20 protein-coding genes and 1 pseudogene are annotated in these 19995 nt (G+C 58.9%); 8 read left to right on the top strand and 13 right to left on the bottom strand.

Going from position 1 to position 19995, the window contains the following annotated elements; genetic code table 11:
• Position 1: 1 nt before the first annotated feature.
• Complete coding sequence (exbB, locus tag ASE98_RS04585) at positions 2 to 970, bottom strand: tonB-system energizer ExbB (protein ID WP_060540190.1); 969 nt, start codon at positions 968 to 970, stop codon at positions 2 to 4.
• A gap of 187 nt (positions 971 to 1157) precedes the next feature.
• Between exbB and ASE98_RS04580 the strand changes: the two genes are divergently transcribed.
• On the top strand, positions 1158 to 2015 hold the full coding sequence (locus ASE98_RS04580; RefSeq protein ID WP_060540189.1) for an SDR family oxidoreductase: 858 nt from the start codon (positions 1158 to 1160) through the stop codon (positions 2013 to 2015).
• A 127-nt stretch (positions 2016 to 2142) separates the two neighbouring features.
• Here the strand turns inward: ASE98_RS04580 and ASE98_RS04575 are convergent, their stop codons facing one another.
• The 6 genes from ASE98_RS04575 to ASE98_RS04550 form a co-directional block, all read right to left on the bottom strand.
• Positions 2143 to 2883, bottom strand: a complete 741-nt coding sequence (locus tag ASE98_RS04575; RefSeq protein ID WP_060540188.1) for a hypothetical protein — start codon at positions 2881 to 2883, stop codon at positions 2143 to 2145.
• A 67-nt stretch (positions 2884 to 2950) separates the two neighbouring features.
• Positions 2951 to 3331 carry a RidA family protein gene (locus tag ASE98_RS04570; protein WP_003229509.1) on the bottom strand — a complete coding sequence of 127 codons (381 nt, stop codon included), beginning with the start codon at positions 3329 to 3331 and terminating at the stop codon, positions 2951 to 2953.
• Positions 3332 to 3356: 25 nt separating this feature from the next.
• Positions 3357 to 5462 (bottom strand): bifunctional GTP diphosphokinase/guanosine-3',5'-bis pyrophosphate 3'-pyrophosphohydrolase, encoded by a 2106-nt coding sequence (spoT, locus tag ASE98_RS04565; protein ID WP_060540187.1) that lies wholly within the window; start codon positions 5460 to 5462, stop codon positions 3357 to 3359.
• A 57-nt stretch (positions 5463 to 5519) separates the two neighbouring features.
• Entirely contained in the window at positions 5520 to 5783 is a 264-nt protein-coding gene (gene rpoZ / locus ASE98_RS04560) for a DNA-directed RNA polymerase subunit omega (RefSeq protein WP_007921129.1), read from the bottom strand.
• Positions 5784 to 5950: 167 nt separating this feature from the next.
• Entirely contained in the window at positions 5951 to 6571 is a 621-nt protein-coding gene (gene gmk, locus ASE98_RS04555; RefSeq protein WP_060540186.1) for a guanylate kinase, read from the bottom strand.
• A 12-nt stretch (positions 6572 to 6583) separates the two neighbouring features.
• Entirely contained in the window at positions 6584 to 7447 is an 864-nt protein-coding gene (locus ASE98_RS04550; RefSeq protein ID WP_060540185.1) for a YicC/YloC family endoribonuclease, read from the bottom strand.
• A gap of 266 nt (positions 7448 to 7713) precedes the next feature.
• On the opposite strand from ASE98_RS04550, the gene rph reads away from it, so the two are divergent.
• The 3 genes from rph (at position 7714) to gltS (ending at position 10441) form a co-directional block, all read left to right on the top strand.
• Positions 7714 to 8436, top strand: coding sequence for a ribonuclease PH (gene rph, locus ASE98_RS04545; protein WP_060540184.1), 723 nt, complete (start codon positions 7714 to 7716; stop codon positions 8434 to 8436).
• Positions 8437 to 8464: 28 nt separating this feature from the next.
• On the top strand, positions 8465 to 8833 hold the full coding sequence (locus ASE98_RS04540; RefSeq protein WP_060540183.1) for a DUF4870 domain-containing protein: 369 nt from the start codon (positions 8465 to 8467) through the stop codon (positions 8831 to 8833).
• A gap of 399 nt (positions 8834 to 9232) precedes the next feature.
• Positions 9233 to 10441 carry a sodium/glutamate symporter gene (gene gltS / locus ASE98_RS04535; RefSeq protein WP_060540182.1) on the top strand — a complete coding sequence of 403 codons (1209 nt, stop codon included), beginning with the start codon at positions 9233 to 9235 and terminating at the stop codon, positions 10439 to 10441.
• Between the two features lie 69 nt (positions 10442 to 10510).
• On the opposite strand, the gene ASE98_RS04530 is transcribed toward gltS, so the two are convergent.
• Entirely contained in the window at positions 10511 to 11290 is a 780-nt protein-coding gene (locus ASE98_RS04530; protein WP_003176915.1) for an exodeoxyribonuclease III, read from the bottom strand.
• An 80-nt stretch (positions 11291 to 11370) separates the two neighbouring features.
• Between ASE98_RS04530 and pyrE the strand changes: the two genes are divergently transcribed.
• Positions 11371 to 12015: an orotate phosphoribosyltransferase gene (gene pyrE, locus ASE98_RS04525; RefSeq protein ID WP_007975175.1), complete on the top strand. Its 645-nt coding sequence runs from the start codon at positions 11371 to 11373 to the stop codon at positions 12013 to 12015.
• A gap of 178 nt (positions 12016 to 12193) precedes the next feature.
• Here the strand turns inward: pyrE and argB are convergent, their stop codons facing one another.
• The 4 genes and pseudogenes from argB to coaBC form a co-directional block, all read right to left on the bottom strand.
• Positions 12194 to 13099, bottom strand: coding sequence for an acetylglutamate kinase (argB, locus tag ASE98_RS04520; protein WP_060540181.1), 906 nt, complete (start codon positions 13097 to 13099; stop codon positions 12194 to 12196).
• A 17-nt stretch (positions 13100 to 13116) separates the two neighbouring features.
• Positions 13117 to 14493 (bottom strand): annotated as a pseudogene (locus ASE98_RS04515) (phosphomannomutase/phosphoglucomutase); the annotation flags it as partial.
• Positions 14494 to 14783: 290 nt separating this feature from the next.
• Complete coding sequence (gene dut / locus ASE98_RS04510) at positions 14784 to 15239, bottom strand: dUTP diphosphatase (RefSeq protein WP_060540179.1); 456 nt, start codon at positions 15237 to 15239, stop codon at positions 14784 to 14786.
• Positions 15240 to 15244: 5 nt separating this feature from the next.
• The gene (coaBC, locus tag ASE98_RS04505; RefSeq protein ID WP_060540178.1) at positions 15245 to 16453 is read right to left on the bottom strand and encodes a bifunctional phosphopantothenoylcysteine decarboxylase/phosphopantothenate--cysteine ligase CoaBC; all 1209 of its coding nucleotides are present in this window, start codon (positions 16451 to 16453) and stop codon (positions 15245 to 15247) included.
• Positions 16454 to 16587: 134 nt separating this feature from the next.
• On the opposite strand from coaBC, the gene radC reads away from it, so the two are divergent.
• Positions 16588 to 17262 carry a RadC family protein gene (gene radC / locus ASE98_RS04500; RefSeq protein WP_060540177.1) on the top strand — a complete coding sequence of 225 codons (675 nt, stop codon included), beginning with the start codon at positions 16588 to 16590 and terminating at the stop codon, positions 17260 to 17262.
• Positions 17263 to 17400: 138 nt separating this feature from the next.
• Here radC and ASE98_RS04495 read toward each other — a convergent pair whose 3' ends face one another.
• Entirely contained in the window at positions 17401 to 18987 is a 1587-nt protein-coding gene (locus ASE98_RS04495) for an ABC transporter substrate-binding protein (protein WP_060540176.1), read from the bottom strand.
• A gap of 447 nt (positions 18988 to 19434) precedes the next feature.
• On the opposite strand from ASE98_RS04495, the gene rpmB reads away from it, so the two are divergent.
• The gene (gene rpmB, locus ASE98_RS04490; protein WP_007894701.1) at positions 19435 to 19668 is read left to right on the top strand and encodes a 50S ribosomal protein L28; all 234 of its coding nucleotides are present in this window, start codon (positions 19435 to 19437) and stop codon (positions 19666 to 19668) included.
• Between the two features lie 11 nt (positions 19669 to 19679).
• Positions 19680 to 19835: a 50S ribosomal protein L33 gene (gene rpmG, locus ASE98_RS04485; RefSeq protein WP_007894709.1), complete on the top strand. Its 156-nt coding sequence runs from the start codon at positions 19680 to 19682 to the stop codon at positions 19833 to 19835.
• Positions 19836 to 19995 lie beyond the last annotated feature (160 nt).

Genomic DNA, 19995 nt, shown 5'->3' with positions numbered 1-19995 from the left:
ATTACCCCACTTTCACCATGTGCGGTTGCGAGCTGCGCTCAGGCTGGTGATCGAGGTCGCGGCTGACCAGCAGCAGGACCTGCGCCGACGCGTCGGACACCTGGGCTTTGTAACCGGCAATGGAGCGAGCGAAGACGTTGTAGATCACCACGGCAGGAATCGCTGCAACCAGACCCAGCGCGGTGGCCAGCAGGGCTTCGGCGATACCGGGAGCCACGACGGCGAGGTTGGTGGTCTGGGTCTTGGCGATGCCGATGAAGCTGTTCATGATGCCCCATACGGTACCGAACAGGCCGACGAATGGCGCGGTGGAACCGATAGTGGCCAGTACGCCGGTGCCGCTGCTCATGTTGCGACCGCAGGCTGCAACCAGACGCTCGAGGCGAAAGCTGACACGCTCCTTGATACCTTCTTTCTCGCGGCTGTTGGCCGACAGGCGCATCTCTTCGAGGGCGTCGTGCACCAGCAGGTTGGCCAGAGTGCCTTCCTTGGTCGCCGTGGTGCTGGCTTCCTTGAGGGAGGCAGCCTTTTTCAGGTGAGCGATTTCAACGCGCAGACGACGCTTGGCGCCAATCAACTCGAAGCCTTTGGCGATCCAGATAGTCCAGGTAATGACGGAGGCGATGGCCAGGCCGATCATCACGATTTTCACGATGATGTCGGCGTTCTGGTACATGCCCCACGGCGACAGATCATGGGCCATGCCCAGGGTGTTGTCGGCTTCGAGGACTTCAGGAACGTCTTCGCCAAGGGTGTCGACAGCCGGTGCCGGGTCAGTGGCGGCCGGTGCCGCGACCGGGGCAGCTTGATCTGCCGATGCAGAGGTTGCGGCGGCTGTCGGAGTGGCGGGTGCCTGGGCATCAGCGAACGCGGCAGCGGGTGCCAGCATTATGCTGAGGAGCAGGGCGGCCACGGCGCTCCAGGCGCGAGGTCGTTTGGTAGGCGAAGCGGGGAGTTGATTGCGTGTCATGCTGGCCGGACCTGAGAGTAAAAAGGGTGATGTTCTTCCAGGCCTCGAAGGGCCGAGAACAAAAGTGGTCGGCATTATTGCAATTAATTCTTGTTAACAGAAGCAATAGCATCTCTTTTTTTCCTGCATTGCTAGCCGCTCGTCTATTGTCGGCGCTAGTCTGTTGCTTTCCGATGGGAGTATTTCAATGTCTGTCCCCTCTGTTTTGATCGCCGGTTGCGGTGACGTAGGCAGCCGTCTGGCTACGCAATTGCTGGCTGCGGGGTGGGAGGTGCATGGCCTGCGGCGCGATGTTTCACGCCTGCCCAAGGGTGTTGTCGGTGTGGCTGGCGACCTGTTCAAAGAAGACTGTCCGCCGACCTGGCCGGTGGGTGCGGTGGACTACCTGGTGTATTGCGCCGCCGCAACCGATCACGATGAAGACGGTTACCGTGCCGCTTATGTAGAAGGTTTGCAGCATGTGTTGGGCTGGCTGAATGACTATGGGCAGGTGCCCAATCGTCTTCTGTTCGTATCCAGCAGTAGTGTTTACGGCCAGCAGGATGGCGAGTGGGTCGACGAGGCGTCGACGGCCGTGGCGGCGGGCTACTCAGGGCGTGTGATGCTCGAAGCCGAGCAGGTTGCGCTCAATAGCGGCATACCGGCCAGCATTGTGCGTTTGACCGGTATCTACGGCCCGGGCCGTGAGTGGTTGCTGACACAGGTACGCCGGGGTTATCGCGTAGTGGTCGAGCCGCCGCTGTACGCCAACCGTATTCATGCCGATGACGCCGCAGGGTTGATGGCGTACCTGCTTGAGGCGGATCAGCGCGGTGTGGCGTTGGAGGATGTCTACATTGGCGTCGATGACGCCCCGGCAGCCCTGGCAGACGTAGTGGGTTGGTTGCGCGAGTATCTGGGCGTGACCGAGTGGGCGGAGGATGCCAGCGTGCGACGCACCGGGAGCAAGCGTTGCAGCAATGCTCGGGCAAAAGCCTTGGGCTGGGCCCCGAAGTATCCAAGTTTCCGCGAGGGTTACGCGGCGATTCTGGAGGGGCGCTGCTGACTCCCAGTCACCACAAACCAAATGTGGGAGCGGGCTTGCTCGCGAAAGCGGTGTGACAGTCGAGAAAAATGTCGTCTGACACACCGTTTTCGCGAGCAAGCCCGCTCCCACACGGGTTATGCGCTGTTTATTGTTGTTCCAGCAACCACTTGCGGTCACCCGGCGTGAACTGCGGCATTTCGTCTGCCTGCGCGGTGTTCACTGTCTGGAAAATTTCCAGCTCTTTGCCTTTGCGCGCAAAAATCCAGGCATTGCCTTGCCCGTTGAGTTGCAGCCACATGTTGTCGTTACCGCCGCTCATCGATGCGCAGTCGCCCGCCAGGCACAGGGCATAGCGATCGGCTCCCGGCAGGCCGGACACCTGGCCGTCGGGCTGGAACTGTACAGTGCTGCCTTCGCCCGGGCCGCTGATGACTTTCCAGCTACCGCCCATGTAGGTCGAATACAGCGCACGCTCGAAAGTTGCGCCAATCGGAGCGCCCTCCGGCACCGGAATCGATGAGCGATCGAAGAGCTGGGCAGATTCGTTTTCGGTAGCGGCCTGGCTCAATTGTTTGCCATCACGCTTCAGTTCACTGCCGGAACTGCCATAAAAATCGACTTTCCAGGCACCGGACTCCTCGCCCAGCAGCTTGCCGTCGACGTTTTCAAAACCATTGGTGTAGCGGGCCTGACCGGCCTTTGTATTGATGTCCCATTCCAGGTTCGGACCATAGGCCTGGAGCGCTTCACGCAGGGGGCCGCCTTTGGATGCTGCATCGATCGCCACCTGATTGATCCAGGTGCCGCTGATATCTCGGTCGGCAGGGTCGCTGGCACATCCGCCCAGGAACAGGGCAAGCAGCGAGAGAACAAGCGCATTGCGCATGGTGGAATCCTTTCAGGCTTTCTTTACTGCTGAGCAGTCGGCGCAGCCTGAAGCTGCGCCAGACGCATTACTCGATGACCAGGATGGCATCCATTTCAACCTGCGAACCCTTTGGCAGGGCTGCTACGCCGATGGCGGCGCGGGCAGGGTAAGGCTGGTCGAAGTATTTGCCCATGATCTCGTTGACCTTGGCGAAGTGGCTCAGGTCGGTGAGGAAGATGTTCAGTTTGACGATGTCCTTGAACGAACCGCCGGCGGCTTCAGCCACGGCCTTGAGGTTCTCGAACACCTGGACGGTCTGGGCTTCGAAGCCTTCAACCAGTTCCATGGTTTTTGGGTCCAGAGGAATTTGACCCGACATGTAGACGGTATTGCCAGCCTTGATCGCCTGGGAGTAGGTGCCGATGGCGGCCGGGGCCTTGTCGCTGGTGATAACAGTCTTGGTCATGAATGACTCCTTGTGAGGGTGGGCTTCATGCACGCATGCGGGTGATGCGAATCACCCCGGTCAGCGCGCGCAGTTTTTTGATCACGCGGGCCAGGTGCACACGGTCGTGTACGCTGACTACCAGTTGGACCACGCTGATGCGACCATCGCGTTCGTCCATGCTGATTTTCTCGATATTGCCGTCGGCCGCGTTGACGCTGCTGGCCAGCAGGGCGATCAGGCCGCGCTGATGTTCCAGCTCGACACGCAGTTCGACGTTGAATTCTCCGGTGACATCCTTGGCCCATGAGAGCTGGATGCATTTTTCCGGGTTGTGGCGGATTTCGGTGATGTTGCGGCAGTTGTCCAGGTGCACGACCATGCCTTTGCCCGCAGACAGGTGGCCAACAATCGGGTCCCCCGGGATTGGCGTGCAGCACTTGGCGTAGCTGAGTACCAGGCCTTCGGTGCCGCGAATCGCCAGCGGGCCTTCGGGACTTGGCAGCTGTTCGCCTTCGCCGAGCAGGCGGCGGGCGACAACATAAGCCATGCGATTGCCCAGGCCGATATCTTCGAGCAGGTCTTCGGCCAGTTCGAGGCGATATTCGGCAAGCATCGCCTTGACGCGCTCCGCCGGGATTTTTTCCAGCGAACTGTCGAACCCGTTGAGCACCTTGTTCAGCAGGCGTTCGCCCAGGCTGATGGACTCGGAACGGCGCTGCAGTTTCAGCGCATGGCGGATGTGGGTTCGCGCCTTGCCGGTAACCACGAAGTTCAGCCACGCCGGGTTCGGCCGCGCGCCAGGGGCACTGACAATCTCGACCGTGGAGCCGCTTTGCAGCGGTTCGGACAGCGGTGCGAGACGACGATTGATCCGGCAGGCAATGCAGCTGTTGCCGACATCGGTGTGCACCGCGTAAGCGAAGTCGACCGCCGTGGAGCCTTTGGGCAGCTCCATGATCCGGCCCTTGGGCGTAAACACGTAGACCTCGTCCGGGAACAGGTCGATCTTCACGCTTTCGATGAACTCCAGGGAGTTGCCGGCGCGTTGCTGCATTTCCAGCACGCCCTTGACCCACTGGCGAGCACGGGCGTGAGTGCCTTTTGGCTGCTCGTCGCCGCTGGACTTGTACAGCCAATGGGCAGCGATGCCGTTGTTGGCCATCTCTTCCATTTCACGGGTGCGGATCTGGATCTCGATCGGAACTCCGTGCATGCCGAACAGCGTGGTATGCAGCGACTGATAGCCGTTGGCCTTGGGGATCGCGATGTAGTCCTTGAAGCGTCCTGGCAACGGTTTGTACAAATTATGTACAGCACCCAGCACGCGGTAGCAGGTATCGACCTTGTCGACGATGATCCGGAACGCATAGACGTCCATGATCTCGTTGAAGGCTCGACGTTTGCCGCGCATTTTCTTGTAGATGCCGTAGAGGTGTTTCTGCCGACCGCTGACCTCGCCCTGAATGCCGTCGACGGCCAGGCAGTGGCTGAGGGACTCTTCGATCTTGTTGACGATTTCCTTGCGGTTGCCCCGGGCACGTTTGACGGCCTGGTTTATCCGCGCGGAACGCATCGGGTGCATGGCCTTGAAGCCGAGGTCTTCGAATTCTATGCGGATGGCGTGCATGCCCAGCCGATTGGCGATGGGCGCATAGATTTCCAGGGTTTCCTTGGCGATCCGCCGGCGCTTTTCACCGGACAGGACTTCCAGCGTGCGCATGTTGTGCAGGCGGTCGGCAAGCTTGACCAGGATCACGCGAATGTCGCGTGCCATGGCCATGGCCATTTTCTGGAAGTTTTCGGCCTGGGCTTCTGCTTTGGTCTCGAAGTTCATCTGGGTCAGTTTGCTGACCCCGTCGACCAGTTCGGCCACGGTTTCACCGAACTGCGCTTGCAGCGCTTCCTTGGCAATACCGGTGTCTTCGATCACGTCATGCAGCATGGCAGCCATCAGGCTCTGATGGTCCATATGCATGTCGGCAAGAATATTCGCAACCGCAAGTGGGTGCGTGACGTACGCCTCACCGCTACGGCGGCGTTGGCCGTCGTGTGCTTGTTCGGCGTAGAAATACGCTCGGCGGACCAGGTTGACCTGGTCGTTGCCGAGGTAGGTCGATAAGCGATCGGCGAGGGCGTCTATGCTCGGCATGATGTCTCCTGCCGCAAGCTGTGATCCCGTGCCGTGCTACGTCGACCAGGCATAGGCTTAGACGGCCTCGTTGGACTCGTCCTCGAATGCAGCAAAAAGCGGTTCATCTTCAACGATTTCGGCTTCGGCGATAGCTGCGTAGTCGATCAGGCCTTCAGCGATTTCACGCAGGGCAACAACGGTAGGCTTGTCGTTTTCCCATGCTACTTTCGGCTCTTTGCCGCCGGTGGCCAATTGACGGGCACGCTTGGTAGAGAGCATGACCAGCTCAAAGCGGTTATCCACGTGTTCTAGGCAGTCTTCAACGGTTACGCGGGCCATGGTCTTCCTCGTAGCAAATGCAATATGCGCGCTGCCCGGATGGGCGAGCGGACTGAACAGTTTAAAAAATCACCAGCGATTAGGGAAGCGCTGATTTTTTGACCAAGCCCTTCAACGCGCTGCAAGTGCCAATGTAAAGCCCTTGCAGCTGTTTTGGGAAGTGCTCTTTAACCGAGCAACTCAGCCAGTAATTTGCCAAAACGTTGCTGCTGGCGCTTCTGTTGGAGCTGATTGGCGCGGAAAATTGCCTGCAGGTCGCGCAAAGCGTGGGCGAAATCATCGTTGATGATCAGGTAGTCATAGTCGACGTAGTGGCTCATTTCGCTGACTGCTTCGCGCATCCGGCCGTCGATGATCTCGTCGCTGTCCTGGCCTCGGTTGGTCAGGCGCTGGTGCAAGGCCTCAAGTGACGGCGGCAGAATGAAGACCGAGCGGGCTTGCGGCATCAGCTTGCGCACTTGTTCGGCGCCCTGCCAGTCGATTTCCAGGATCAGGTCGTGGCCTTCGTCCAGGGTCTGCTGCAGGTGGCTTTGCGAGGTGCCGTAGAGGTTGCCGAAAACTTCGGCGCGCTCGAGGAAGTCCCCGTGTTCGATCATCTTCACGAACTCGCTGCGTTCGACGAAGTGGTAGTTCACGCCGTTCACTTCACCTGGGCGCATGGCGCGGGTGGTGTGGGAGACAGAGACGCGAATCTCCGGATCGGCGTCGGTCAGGGCTTTGACCAGGCTGCTTTTGCCCGCGCCCGAAGGGGCGGAAATGATGTACAGGGTGCCGGTGCTGTGGGTCATGTCAGGGTAGCCTTACTCAATATTCTGCACTTGTTCGCGCATCTGCTCGATCAACACCTTGAGGTTGACCGCAGCCTGGGTGCTGCGCGGGTCGAAGGCTTTGGAGCCCAGTGTGTTGGCTTCGCGGTTGAGCTCCTGCATCAGGAAGTCCAGACGCCGTCCGGCGGCACCGCCGGACTTGAGCACCCGGCGAACTTCGATGATGTGGGTGCTCAGGCGATCCAGTTCTTCGGCGACGTCGCTTTTTTGCGCGAGCATGACCATTTCCTGCTCCAGGCGCTGCGGATCCATCTCCGCCTTCATGTCGGCGAAGCGGTCGAGGACTTTCTGGCGCTGGGTGGCGAGCATCTGCGGGACCAGTTCGCGCAAGGTCACCACGTCGTCTTCTATGGAGGTCAAACGCTCGTTGATCAGCCGTGCCAGCTCGGCACCTTCACGCTCTCGGCCGGCCTTGAGCTCCTTGAGGCCCTGGTTGAACAGCGCGAGGGCTTCGGCATTCAGGGCTTGTGGATCGCTGGCGTCACCTACCAGCACGCCGGGCCAGCCCAGCACTTCCAGCGGGTTGAGGGCGGCGGGATTCTTGATCAGGCTGGCGATGGTCTCGGCGGCGGCGACCAGTTGTGCGGCACGCTCGCGGTCCACTTGCAGGGACTTGCCGGTGCTTTCCTCGGTAAACCGCAGCGTGCATTCCAGCTTGCCCCGGGATAGGCCCTGGCGCAGGGCCTCGCGGACTGCGCCTTCGAGGTCGCGAAAAGTTTCCGGCAGGCGCAGGTGGGGTTCCAGGTAGCGGCTGTTGACCGAGCGCAGTTCCCAGCTCAGGGTGCCCTGGGCGCCGGCTTTTTCGACGCGGGCGAAGGCGGTCATGCTGTGCACCATGGGGTACCTCGCAGTGCAGATGGGCGCAGAACCGAGGTTCCGGGGATCCGCTATCAATGAATTAAAGCCGACAGGCAGCAAAGGCGCAGGATTGTAACGCAGTGGCGCGGATGCGCCCAAACACACGGTGTGACAAACGTCTGCAAGCCTTCGATACCACGCCATGCAGAGCCTTCGGTCGTCGGCGGATTTTTTTAGAAGTGCCCAGGTGCGGCCAGCGGCTCTATAATGCCCGCAGTTTTCCGTCCCCAGTACAGGTACTCCCTATGATACGTCCAAGTGGTCGCGCTGCCGATCAGCTCCGCTCGATCCGCATCACCCGCAACTACACCAAACACGCCGAGGGATCTGTACTGGTCGAGTTCGGTGATACCAAGGTCATCTGCACCGTCAGCGTCGAGCCGGGCGTGCCGCGTTTCCTCAAGGGCCAGGGCCAGGGCTGGCTGACTGCCGAATACGGCATGCTGCCGCGCGCCACCGGCGAGCGTAACCAGCGTGAAGCCAGCCGTGGCAAGCAGGGTGGTCGCACCCTCGAAATCCAGCGTTTGATCGGCCGTTCCCTGCGCGCTGCGCTGGACATGTCCAAGCTGGGCGACGTCACCCTGTACGTCGATTGCGATGTGATTCAGGCAGATGGCGGCACCCGTACCGCGTCGATCACCGGCGCCATGGTGGCGCTGGTCGATGCCCTGAAAGTGATCAAGAAGCGTGGCGGCCTGAAAGGCGGCGACCCGATCAAGCAAATGATCGCTGCAGTTTCGGTAGGCATGTACAAGGGCGAGCCGGTGCTCGACCTCGATTACCTGGAAGATTCGGCGGCCGAAACCGACCTGAACGTGGTCATGACCAGCGCTGGCGGTTTCATCGAAGTGCAGGGCACTGCCGAAGGCGCGCCGTTCCAGCCTGAAGAGCTGAACGCCATGCTGGAACTGGCGAAGAAAGGCATGAACGAAATCTTCGAACTGCAAAAGGCTGCACTGGCCGATTGAACAGGCCGCTCCCAGCAAGGAGGACGCGATGAGTGATGAGCAAGAGCTACTTCCCACCCCGAGTAAAGACGTTCGGCAGTGGGCGATGTTTTGTCACCTGTCTGCCTTGCTCGGGATCTGGATCCCGTTCGGGACGCTGATCGGTCCTCTGATTCTCTGGCAGATGAAGCGCGAGATGGACCCGTTCGTCGACGCACAGGGCAAGGAGGCGCTGAACTTTCAGATTACCGTCGCCATTGCCTCTGCCATTTGCTTCCTGCTCATGGTGGTGATTATCGGGTTCTTCCTGTTTGGTCTGGTTGCGATTGGTGCGCTGGTGCTGACCATCATTGCAGGCGTGAAAGCCAATGAGGGGCTCCCTTACCGGTACCCGTTTACCTGGCGATTGATCAAGTAAAAGCCCGGTTGCTCTACACAAGCAGAACTGGCACCAACAATAAGAAAATGCCCCGGAATTCCGGGGCATTTTCGTTTATTAAATAAGTGTTTCTAGTTGTGTTAAATCTTTGCTAGTTGTATCAATCACCGTGTACCAGGATTCGTTGAATCCCCAATGCCGAGTTGTTTACACTTTTAGTCACAACTGTAAAGTGTCAATAGTGCCCATGTGCTTGGCAATAAGGCGAGCTGATTGATAAAGTTGCCACCGCGAAATATTTCAAGAAATATTTTGATATATTCAGACCAGTGAAGGTTCTTGAATCTAACATCAGCCAGTGTTGAGGAGATCAACCTGTTCAAGAGGCGTGTCCAGGTAAAAAGTTCGCCCCTGAATACTTATCCAAGAATGATGCAAATGATTCAGCTCGATTTTTATGGAACGTTAGTCGCCGCCTCTTTAGTGCTGTTACTGGGTCGCGGACTTGTCACTCGTGTAGGATTTTTACGCGCCTACAATATCCCCGAACCTGTAGCAGGTGGCCTGGTGGTCGCCCTGGCTCTCCTGGCTTTACGCAGCTTTGATATTCAAGTGCGGTTCGACACCTCGTTGCAGACGCCCTTGATGTTGGCGTTCTTCGCCACCATTGGCTTGAGCGCGGACTTCGCCAGCTTGAAAAAGGGCGGGCGTGTCGTGGGGATTTTTATTCTCGCGGTCACCGGGCTGTTGCTGGTCCAGAATGCCATGGGCATCGGTCTCGCAAGTCTGCTGGGGCTTGACCCTCTGATGGGCTTGCTGACGGGTTCGGTCACTTTGGCTGGCGGTCACGGCACAGGCGCTGCCTGGAGCGCGACATTCAGTGAAAAGTACGGCCTGGCTTCGGCTTCCGAGCTTGCGATGGCTTCTGCGACTTTTGGTTTGGTGCTGGGTGGTCTGATTGGTGGGCCGGTCGCTCGCCTGCTGATCAAGCGAGTGCAAGTCCCCGGTTGTGCTGAGCAAGCCAAGCTGCGCGTGCCAAAGGGTTTTGAGCAACCAAACAAAGAACGTTCGATCACACCCTTTTCGTTTATCGAGACACTCGCCCTGATTGCCGTCAGCTTGCTGGCAGGTAATCTTCTTAATGGCTGGCTGCTGGGCAGTGCATTTGAGTTGCCGACGTTCGTTTGTGTGTTGTTCGTGGGTGTTGTATTACGTAATGGACTTTCAGCACTGGGCTTGTATCAGGTGTTTGAGCGTGAAGTCTCGGTGCTGGGCAATGTCAGTTTGTCACTGTTCCTGGCCATTGCCTTGATGTCTCTTAAGCTATGGGATCTGGCTTCACTGGCTTTGCCGATCTTCATCATTCTGGCTGTTCAAACTATTGTCATGGCGTTGTTTGCGATATTCGTGACGTTCAGAATAATGGGTAGCAACTACGATGCGGCCGTACTGGCGGCAGGGCACTGCGGTTTCGGACTGGGTGCCACGCCAACAGCTATTGCAAACATGCAAGCCGTCACGCAGCGCTTCGGGCCATCGCAGATTGCGTTTCTGGTAGTGCCCATGGTGGGAGCATTTTTCATCGACATCATCAACGTCATCGTGATCAAGTTGTTTCTTGCGCTGCCTTTTTTTGTCGCTGTCTAAGTTCAGCCTGGTTGAGCCATAAAAAATGCCCGTATCTTGCGATACGGGCATTTTTATTGATCCGACGCCTCAGATAGTCAGCGTCCAGTCGTAGTCCACGATCAGCGGCGCGTGCTGCGAGAACCGCGGCTGACGTGGCAGGCGTGCACTGCGTACAAAGCGGCGCAGGCCAGGGGTCAGCAGCTGATAGTCGAAACGCCAGCCGAGGTTGAGCATTTCGGCCTGTTCGTTGTCCGGCCACCAGCTGTACTGGTCGCCTTCACGACTGACTTCGCGCAGGGCGTCGACATAACCCATGTTGCCGACAATCTCGTCCATCCAGGCACGTTCAGGTGCCAGGAAACCCGGGGATTGCTGGCTGTCGCGCCAGTTCTTGATATCCAGCTTCTGTTGCGCCACGTATAGCGAGCCACAATAAATGTACTCGCGACGTTTGCGTCGCTGTTTATCCAGATAACGGGCGAAATCGTCCATTAGCTTGAACTTCTGGTTCAAGTCTTCATCGCCGTTCTGCCCCGAAGGGAGCAGCAAGGTCGCGATGCTGACCTTGTCGAAATCGGCTTGCAGGTAGCGCCCGTAGCGGTCGGCCGTCTCGAAACCGAGACCGCTGATGACAGCCTTCGGTTGCAGCCGCGAATACAAAGCCACGCCACCTTGGGCAGGGACTTCGGCATCGCAGGCATAAAGGAAGTATCCATCCAGTTGGAAGGCTGGATCGTCCAGTTCAAAGGCAGAGGCGCGGGTGTCCTGCAGGCAGATGACGTCAGCATTCTGTGCCTGCAGCCAACTGAGCAAACCTCGCTCGACTGCCGCCTGAATACCATTGACGTTCACACTGATGATCCGCATAAATGGCCCCAAAAATCGCGTGCGTGTATGATACACGGCGTCAAGCTAATTAGCTAAATCCGTGGTATTTGGGGTTTTTCATGCAAGCGTATCAGCGCGATTTCATTCGTTTTGCCATCGATCGCGGGGTTTTGCGCTTCGGTGAGTTCACCCTGAAGTCCGGGCGCACCAGTCCTTACTTCTTCAATGCCGGTCTGTTCAACTCAGGTTCGGCCCTGGCCCAGCTGGGTCGTTTCTATGCTGCAGCCATTGCCGAGAGCGGGATTGCCTTCGACGTGCTGTTCGGCCCGGCGTACAAAGGCATTCCTTTGGCGGCGACTACTGCTGTGGCCCTGGCCGAGCATCACAACCGTGACCTGCCATGGTGCTTCAACCGCAAGGAAGCCAAGGCCCACGGCGAGGGCGGCAGCCTGGTCGGCGCTCCGTTGACCGGTGAAGTGCTGATCATCGATGACGTCATCACGGCTGGCACCGCGATCCGTGAAGTGATGCAGATCATCGCTTCCCAGGACGGCGCCAAAGCGGCTGGCGTGTTGATCGCCCTGAACCGCCAGGAGCGCGGTAACGGCGAGTTGTCGGCGATCCAGGAAGTGGAGCGTGACTTCGGTATTCCGGTGATCAGCATTGTTTCGCTGAACCAGGTGCTGGAGTTCCTCGCCGACGATCCGCAGCTCAAGCAGCATCTGCCGGCCGTAGAAGCCTATCGGGCCCAGTTCGGCGTCTGATACACCGACCCTGTAGGAGCGAGCATGCTCGCGATGGGCGTCAGGGCGCCACTTTCCGTCAGGTGCCCCGCGTTATCGTTGAAGTTTTTCGCGAGCATGCTCGCTCCTACAGGGATCTGCGGCAAAAAAAGACCCCGCTCAGCCAGGCTGAGTGGGGTCTTTTTGTATTCGCTACGGCTTAGTGACGCTTGCGATTACTGATCAGGGTGCCTACACCGGTATCGGTGAAGATCTCCAGCAGGATCGCATTCGGCACGCGACCGTCGATGATCAATGAGCTGCCCACGCCGCCCTGGACCGCTTCCAGTGCGCAACGGATCTTCGGCAGCATGCCGCCATAGATCGTGCCGTCGGCGATCAACTCGTCGACCTGCTGGGTGGTCAGGCCGGTGAGAACAGTGCCCGACTTGTCCATCAGGCCGGCGATATTGGTCAGCAGCATCAGTTTCTCTGCTTTCAGCGCCTCGGCGACTTTACCGGCGACCAGGTCGGCATTGATGTTGTACGACTCACCATTGGGGCCCACGCCTATTGGCGCGATCACCGGGATGAAATCACCTTTGACCAGCAGGTTCAGCAGGTCGGTGTTGATCCCGACCACTTCGCCGACATGACCGATGTCGATGATTTCCGGGGTAGTCATTTCCGGCGTCTGACGGGTGACGGTGAGCTTTTTCGCGCGAATCAGCTCGGCGTCTTTACCGGTGAGGCCGATGGCGCTGCCGCCGTGACGGTTGATCAGGTTGACGATTTCCTTGTTGACCTGGCCGCCGAGGACCATTTCTACCACGTCCATGGTCGCCGCGTCGGTGACGCGCATGCCGTCGACAAAGTGGCTCTCGATCGACAGACGCTTGAGCAGGTCGCCGATTTGCGGGCCGCCGCCATGAACCACTACCGGGTTGATGCCCACGGCTTTCATCAAAACGATGTCGCGTGCGAAGCCGGTTTTCAGCTCCTCGCTTTCCATCGCGTTGCCGCCGTATTTGATCACCAGGGTCTTGCCGACATAGCGTCGGATGTAAGGCAGCGCTTCGGACAGGACCTTGGCGGTATTGGCGGCGGCTTCGCGTTCGAGGGTCATTCAGGGCTCCGGGTGAATCAGAACGGTAGTTGGAGATCGGGCGCAACACGCTTCAACTGGACGTGGAACACATCCTTGATGCGCTGCAGTTCTGCCTCGTCATCGGCCTCGAAGCGCAACACCAGCACCGGAGTGGTGTTGGACGCGCGCACCAGGCCCCAGCCTTTGGCGTAGTCAACTCGCACGCCGTCAATGGTGGTCAGGTCGGCACCTGGGCCCCACTGTGCGTCGTGCAATGCATCAATGATGCTGAATTTGCTCTCTTCGGTCACATGGATATTGATTTCCGGCGTAGAAATATCGTTCGGGAAGGTCGCGAACAGCTCTTCCGCCGTGGATTTTTCCTTGCTGAGGATCTCCAGCAAGCGCGCGGCGCTGTATATACCGTCGTCGAAACCGAACCAGCGCTCCTTGAAGAAGATGTGCCCGCTCATTTCGCCAGCCAGCAGGGCGCCGGATTGTTTCATTTTCTTTTTGATCAACGAATGACCAGTCTTCCACATTAACGACCGGCCGCCGTATTCCTTGATCAGCGGGATCAGGCGACGGGTGCATTTGACGTCGAAGATGATCTCGGCGCCCGGGTTGCGCGCCACTACGTCGCGGGCAAACAGCATCAGCAGGCGGTCCGGGTAGACGATACTGCCGGTGTTGGTCACCACGCCGACACGGTCGCCGTCACCGTCGAAGGCCAGGCCGATATCGGCGTTGGTTTCCTTGACCTTGGCGATCAGGTCTACGAGGTTTTCTGGCTTGCCCGGGTCCGGGTGATGGTTGGGGAAGTTGCCGTCGACTTCACAGAACAGCGGGATGACTTCGCAGTTCAGGGCTTCGATCAGTTGCGGGGCGATCACGCCGGCAGCGCCGTTGCCACAGTCCACGACCACTTTCAGGCGTCGGGCCAGTTTGATGTCCTGGACGATTTCAGTGGTGTAGCGGTCGAGGATTTCGACCTGAGTGATGCTGCCTTGGCCGCTGCTCAGGTTGTTGGTCTTGAGGCGATCGTGCAGGGCCTGGATCTGTTCGTTGGCCAGGGTGTCGCCGGCTATGACGATCTTGAAGCCGTTGTAGTTCGACGGGTTGTGGCTGCCGGTGAGCATCACACCGGATTTGCCGGCCAGTACGTTGGCGGCGTAGTACAGCGCCGGAGTCGGGACCAGGCCGACATCGCTGACGTGGCAGCCGCTGTCGGCGATGCCCCTGATCAATTGCTCGACCAGCTCCGGGCCGGACAGGCGCCCGTCACGGCCAACGCAGACGTTCGGCTCGCCTTGGGCCAGGCTCTGGGAGCCGACGGCGCGACCGATCCAGTATGCGGTTTCGGCATTCAGGAATTCCGGTACGGTGCCGCGAATGTCGTAGGCGCGGAAGATGCTGTCGGGGAACTTGGGGGCGATTTTGGCCGGGGTGTTCATCTGTGGAATGCTCCATCTCGAAGTTGGCTGGACCTGCCTGCGGGTCACTCAGCAGGCTCAAACTGAAGGGTATGACGGCGTTTTTCACAGAGAGTTCGTGGTGCGAAAAGGCCATGCCAGCGACGCGAGCGGCTTTTTGGCCGGCCAATGCCTTGATTCCAGACGGTCTCGGATCTTGTGTAGGAGCCGCCGAAGGCTGCGATCTTTTGATCTTGAAAAATCAAAATAAAAAGATCGCAGCCTTCGGCAACTCCTACATGGGTATCCGGTTATTTGGTGCCAGTGTGGCCGAATCCGCCAGTTCCGCGCTCGGTCTCGACAAACTCGTCGACCATCTCGAAATGCGCCTGCACTACCGGCACCAGCACCAATTGCGCCAGACGCTCGCCGACGGTCATGGTGAAGTCGGTCTGGCCGCGGTTCCAGCAGGAAACCATCAATGGGCCCTGGTAATCGGAATCGATCAGGCCGACCAGATTGCCCAGCACGATGCCATGCTTATGGCCCATTCCCGAACGCGGCAGGATCAGTGCGGCGAGATTCGGGTCGCCGATGTAGACCGACAGGCCGGTCGGAATCAACACGGTCTCGCCCGGCTTGATCACGATGTCTTGCTCCAGCATGGCCCGCAGGTCGAGGCCGGCGGAGCCTGGCGTGGCGTACTGCGGCAGCGGGAATTCGGTACCGATGCGGGGGTCGAGGATCTTGGCTTGCAAAGCGTGCATGTAAATTAAACCTGGTTCAGACGTTCGGCGATAAAAGTCACCAGCTGGCGAGCAATCTTGCTCTTGCTGGTCTGGGCGAAAGCGGTGGTATGAAGCTCGCGGTCGATCACGCTGCATGCGTTTTCTTCGCTGTTGAAGCCAATGGTCGGGTTGGCGACGTCGTTGGCGACAATCAAATCGAGATTCTTGTCTTTCAGCTTGCGGGCAGCGTAATCGAGCAGGTGTTCGGTTTCGGCGGCAAAACCGACACTGAACGGGGGGTCGGGACGGGTCGCGATGGTGGCCAGGATGTCCGGGTTGCGCACCATTTGCAGAACGAAGCCGTCGCCGCTTGTAGGATCTTTCTTAAGTTTTTGCGGGGCAACGACCTCTGGTCGGTAGTCCGCAACCGCCGCAGAGGCGATGAACACATCGCACGGGATCGCGGATTCGCAGGCGGCGAGCATGTCGCGGGCACTGACGACATCGATTCGCGTAACGCGGTCCGGGGTCGGCAGATGCACGGGGCCACTGATCAGGGTGACGCGGGCGCCAGCTTCCACCGCCGCTTCGGCCAGGGCAAAGCCCATTTTTCCGGAGCTGTGGTTGGTGATGTAACGCACCGGATCGATGTTTTCCTGAGTCGGGCCAGCGGTGATCACCACGTGGCGGCCGGTCAACGCCTGGCGCTGGAAGCAGTCTGCCGCGCATTGGGCCAGATCGTTGGCTTCCATCATGCGACCCATGCCAACGTCGCCGCAGGCCTGGCTGCCGGAGGCCGGGCCGAAAGTCTTCAGGCCACGGCTTTCAAGGAGTTGCAGGTTGGCTTGGGTGGCCGGGTCGCGCCACATGGCCTGGTTCATTGCCGGGGCAACGGCGACCACGGCGTCGGTGGCCAGCACCAGGGTGGTCAGCAAATCGTCGGCAATGCCTTGGGCCAAGCGGGCGATCAGGTCTGCGGTGGCCGGAGCGATCAGCACCAGATCCGCCCATTTGGCCAGCTCGATGTGCCCCATGGCCGCTTCTGCCGCCGGATCCAGCAGATCCAGGTGAACCGGGTGGCCGGACAAAGCCTGCATGGTCAGCGGGGTGATGAACTCGGCGCCGCCACGGGTCATGACCACGCGCACTTCGGCGCCCTGGTCGATCAGGCGGCGAACCAGGTCGGCGCTTTTGTAGGCAGCAATGCCGCCGCCGACGCCCAGAACAATGCGTTTCCGATACAGCCGCTGCATAGGCCTGCCTTTCAATTCGTTGGTGACATACGTGGCGAAACCCCCTCCCCAGGTGAATTCGCCCGCAAAAAAGATGGGCTACGATATCACAGCGACCGCGACGGAACAGCGGCGCCCACAGACAGGGAGGTGCTATGAGTATTCGCGATTGGCCGGCGGCGGAACGGCCGCGGGAGAGGTTGCTTGAACAAGGCTCGGGAAGCCTTTCGGACGCCGAGTTACTGGCGATATTTTTACGCACGGGCGTAGTCGGTAAAAGCGCCGTCGATCTGGCTCGACACTTGTTGAGTCAGTTTGGCAGCCTGCGCTTGCTGCTTGAAGCGGACCAGGAAACATTTAGCAAGCAGCTGGGGTTAGGGCCGGCGAAATTTGCCCAACTGCAGGCCGCTCAAGAAATAAGCAGGCGCCATCTGGCTGAGCGTGCGCGCGAAAAAACGGCGCTGGAGAGCCCGCAGGCGGTTCGTGAATACCTGAAGTCGCTGCTGCGCCACGAGCCCCATGAGGTATTTGGTTGCCTGTTTCTCGACTCCAGGCATCAAGTGCTGACCTTTGAGAAAATGTTCCACGGCTCGATCGACAACACCAGCGTGCATCCGCGGGAAGTGGTCAAGCGCGCGCTGGCCCACAACGCCGCAGCGCTGATTCTGTGCCACAACCACCCGTCGGGTAACCCCAACCCAAGCCAGGCCGACCGAGAGCTGACCAAGCGCCTGCAAAAGGCCTTGGAATTGATCGACGTGCGGGTGCTTGATCACTTCATCATCGGCGATGGCGATCCGCTGTCGATGGCGGAGTATGGGTGGATGTAGGAGAGGGCTGACGCCCTCCTGTAGGAGCGAGCATGCTCGCGAAAAACGATCAGAGAACACGGCCTTTCAGGCGTCCCGCGTCATATTGACGTTCTTCGCGAGCATGCTCGCTCCTACAGGGGGGCGTGCAGGAGCGGATTATTTGATGCTGACCTTCGAGTAGTCCTGCCTGCCGAACGGGCTCACCGCATAGCCCTCGATATCCTTGCGCGTCAGGGCAAATGCCGTCGGGTGAGCCAATGGCAGCCACAACGCCTGCTGCTGGATCTGCGCCTGGGCCTGTTCATAGAGCTTGGTGCGCACCCCTTGTTCGCCGGTGGTCTTGCCGGCGCTGATGAGCTTGTCCAGGTCCTGGTTGCAGTAGCGGGCGAAGTTGGTGCCGGACTTCACCGCGGCGCAGGAAAATTGCGGCGTGAGGAAGTTGTCCGGATCGCCGTTGTCGCCGGCCCAACCCATGAACAGCAGGTCATGTTCACCGGCCTTGGCGCGGCGGATCAGCTCGCCCCATTCGATCACGCGAATTTCGGCCTGTATGCCGATTTGCGCGAGATCGGACTGCAGCAACTGGGCGCCGAGGCTGGGGTTGGGGTTGAGCAAACTGCCGGACGGGCGGGTCCAGATGGTGGTCTGGAAACCCTCTTTGAACCCGGCCTTGGCCATCAATGCCTTGGCCTTTGCAATGTCATGTGGATAACCCGGAAGGTTTTTCGCATAGCTCCAGGTGTTGGGCGGATACGGACCGTTGGCCGCTTCGGCGGTGTCTTCGAACACGGCTTTGATGTAGTTGGCCTTATCGAAAGCGAGGTTGATGGCCTGGCGTACTTCGGGTTTGTCCAGCGGCGGATGCTGGCTATTGATGCCGACGAATGCGGTCATGAACGCGTCAGTCTTTTCGACTTTCAGCGTCGGCTCCTGCTGTGCGGCCTGGACATCCAGAGGCTTGGGCGACAGGGCGATCTGGCACTCATTGCGACGCAGTTTCTGCAGGCGCACGTTCGCGTCCGGCGTGATGGCGAAGATCAGTGGATCGACCGAAGGCTTGCCGCCAAAGTAGTCGGCATTGGCCTTGTAGCGAACCGAGGCGTCCTTCTGGAATCGCGTGAAAATGAACGGGCCGGTACCGACGGGCTGGCTGTTGAGCTTCTCGGGCGCACCGGCCTTCATCAGTTTGTCGGCGTACTCGGCCGAGTAAATCGAAGCGAAGCCCATGCTCAGGGTCGCCAGGAAGGTCGAATCCGGGTGGTCGAGGGTGAAGCGCACAGTCAGCGGGTCGAGGGCGTCGATTTTTTTGATCAGTGCGGGCAACTGCATTGATTGGGCGTGGGGGAATCCGCTTTGAGCGACTTTGTGCCACGGATGAGACGGGTCGAGCATGCGGTCGAAGCTGAATATCACGTCCTCAGCCGTCAGTTCACGGCTCGGAGTGAAGTATTCGGTGCGGTGGAATTTCACCTGCGGGTGCAGCTTGAAGACGTAGACCAGGCCGTCGGGGCTGACTTCCCAGCTCTCAGCCAGGCTGGCTATCACTTTGCCGCTGGCGGTGTCGAAGTCCACAAGGCGGTTCATCAGCACATCGGCCGAGGCGTTGGTGGTGGTCAGCGAGTTGTACTGCACGACGTCGAACCCTTCCGGGCTTGCCTCGGTGCAGACACTCAGGGCCGCCGCCATGGCCTGCGGACTCAGCAGGAAAGGGGCAAACAACAACGGTAGGGCAGCGAGGCGCATGGTCGGATTCCTTTACAGATCGAAGGCCCATCTGCAAGTGCAGTCTGGAAAAGGCTTACCCTAGTGGGCTCTTTTGAAAATGACTATCCCCGTATTCATTTTCAGGGGACTATGGACGGTCGGTTTTGCTGAGCCACTGCTGGGCAAAAAGCGTACTTGGCAGGGTAGCCGATTTTTCTTCGACGAGCGGTCACCACCGACGATAGCCTTTGTCCAAAGCGCTCGTAGCGCAAAAAATGGCTTTTTTATGGGTTGTGCGCACACCGAATGTTGTTGCTCTCAAGTCTTTCTGGTATAAAGCAGCGCTCTTTTCTAGGGGCCCGGTTCCTTCGTTTGTAGGTGTAGCCGGTAAGACCCTTAAAGAAACGCGGCGCCTGGCGCCAAATGACTGAGAGATTAAGCGGCCAACCCATGCCGGGTTGGGCATGTGGTTTAGAGGGCTGAGGCATGTCTAGAGTCTGTCAAGTTACCGGTAAGGGTCCGGTGACTGGGAATAACATTTCCCACGCAAACAACAAAACCCGTCGTCGTTTCCTGCCGAACCTGCAGCATCACCGCTTCTGGGTTGAAGAAGAGAAACGTTTCGTGCGTCTGCGCGTATCTGCCAAAGGCATGCGTATCATCGACAAGCGCGGCATCACTGTCGTGCTGGCCGAAATCCGCAAAGCCGGCAAGATCTAAGGGAGCTAATCATGCGTGAATTGATTCGTTTGATTTCGAGCGCCGGTACTGGTCACTTCTACACTACCGACAAGAACAAGCGTACTACTCCGGACAAAATCGAGATCAAGAAATTTGATCCGGTTGTTCGCAAGCACGTGATCTACAAAGAAGGCAAAATCAAGTAATTGATTTTTCCCTCTTACGAAAAAGGCCCGTATCGCGAGATACGGGCCTTTTTTTGTTGGGTGTCCCGTCCTGAATAAGGTTTACACCTTCTGACCTATTTTCAGGAGGGAGCAATGGATTCGGGGAAAAGGCGCAGTCAGCGCGATTACACGCTGGCTT

Origin of the sequence: Pseudomonas sp. Leaf48, from assembly GCF_001421885.1 — a bacterium.
Taxonomy (GTDB): domain Bacteria; phylum Pseudomonadota; class Gammaproteobacteria; order Pseudomonadales; family Pseudomonadaceae; genus Aquipseudomonas.
This window is presented reverse-complemented; position numbering and strand designations above follow the sequence as displayed.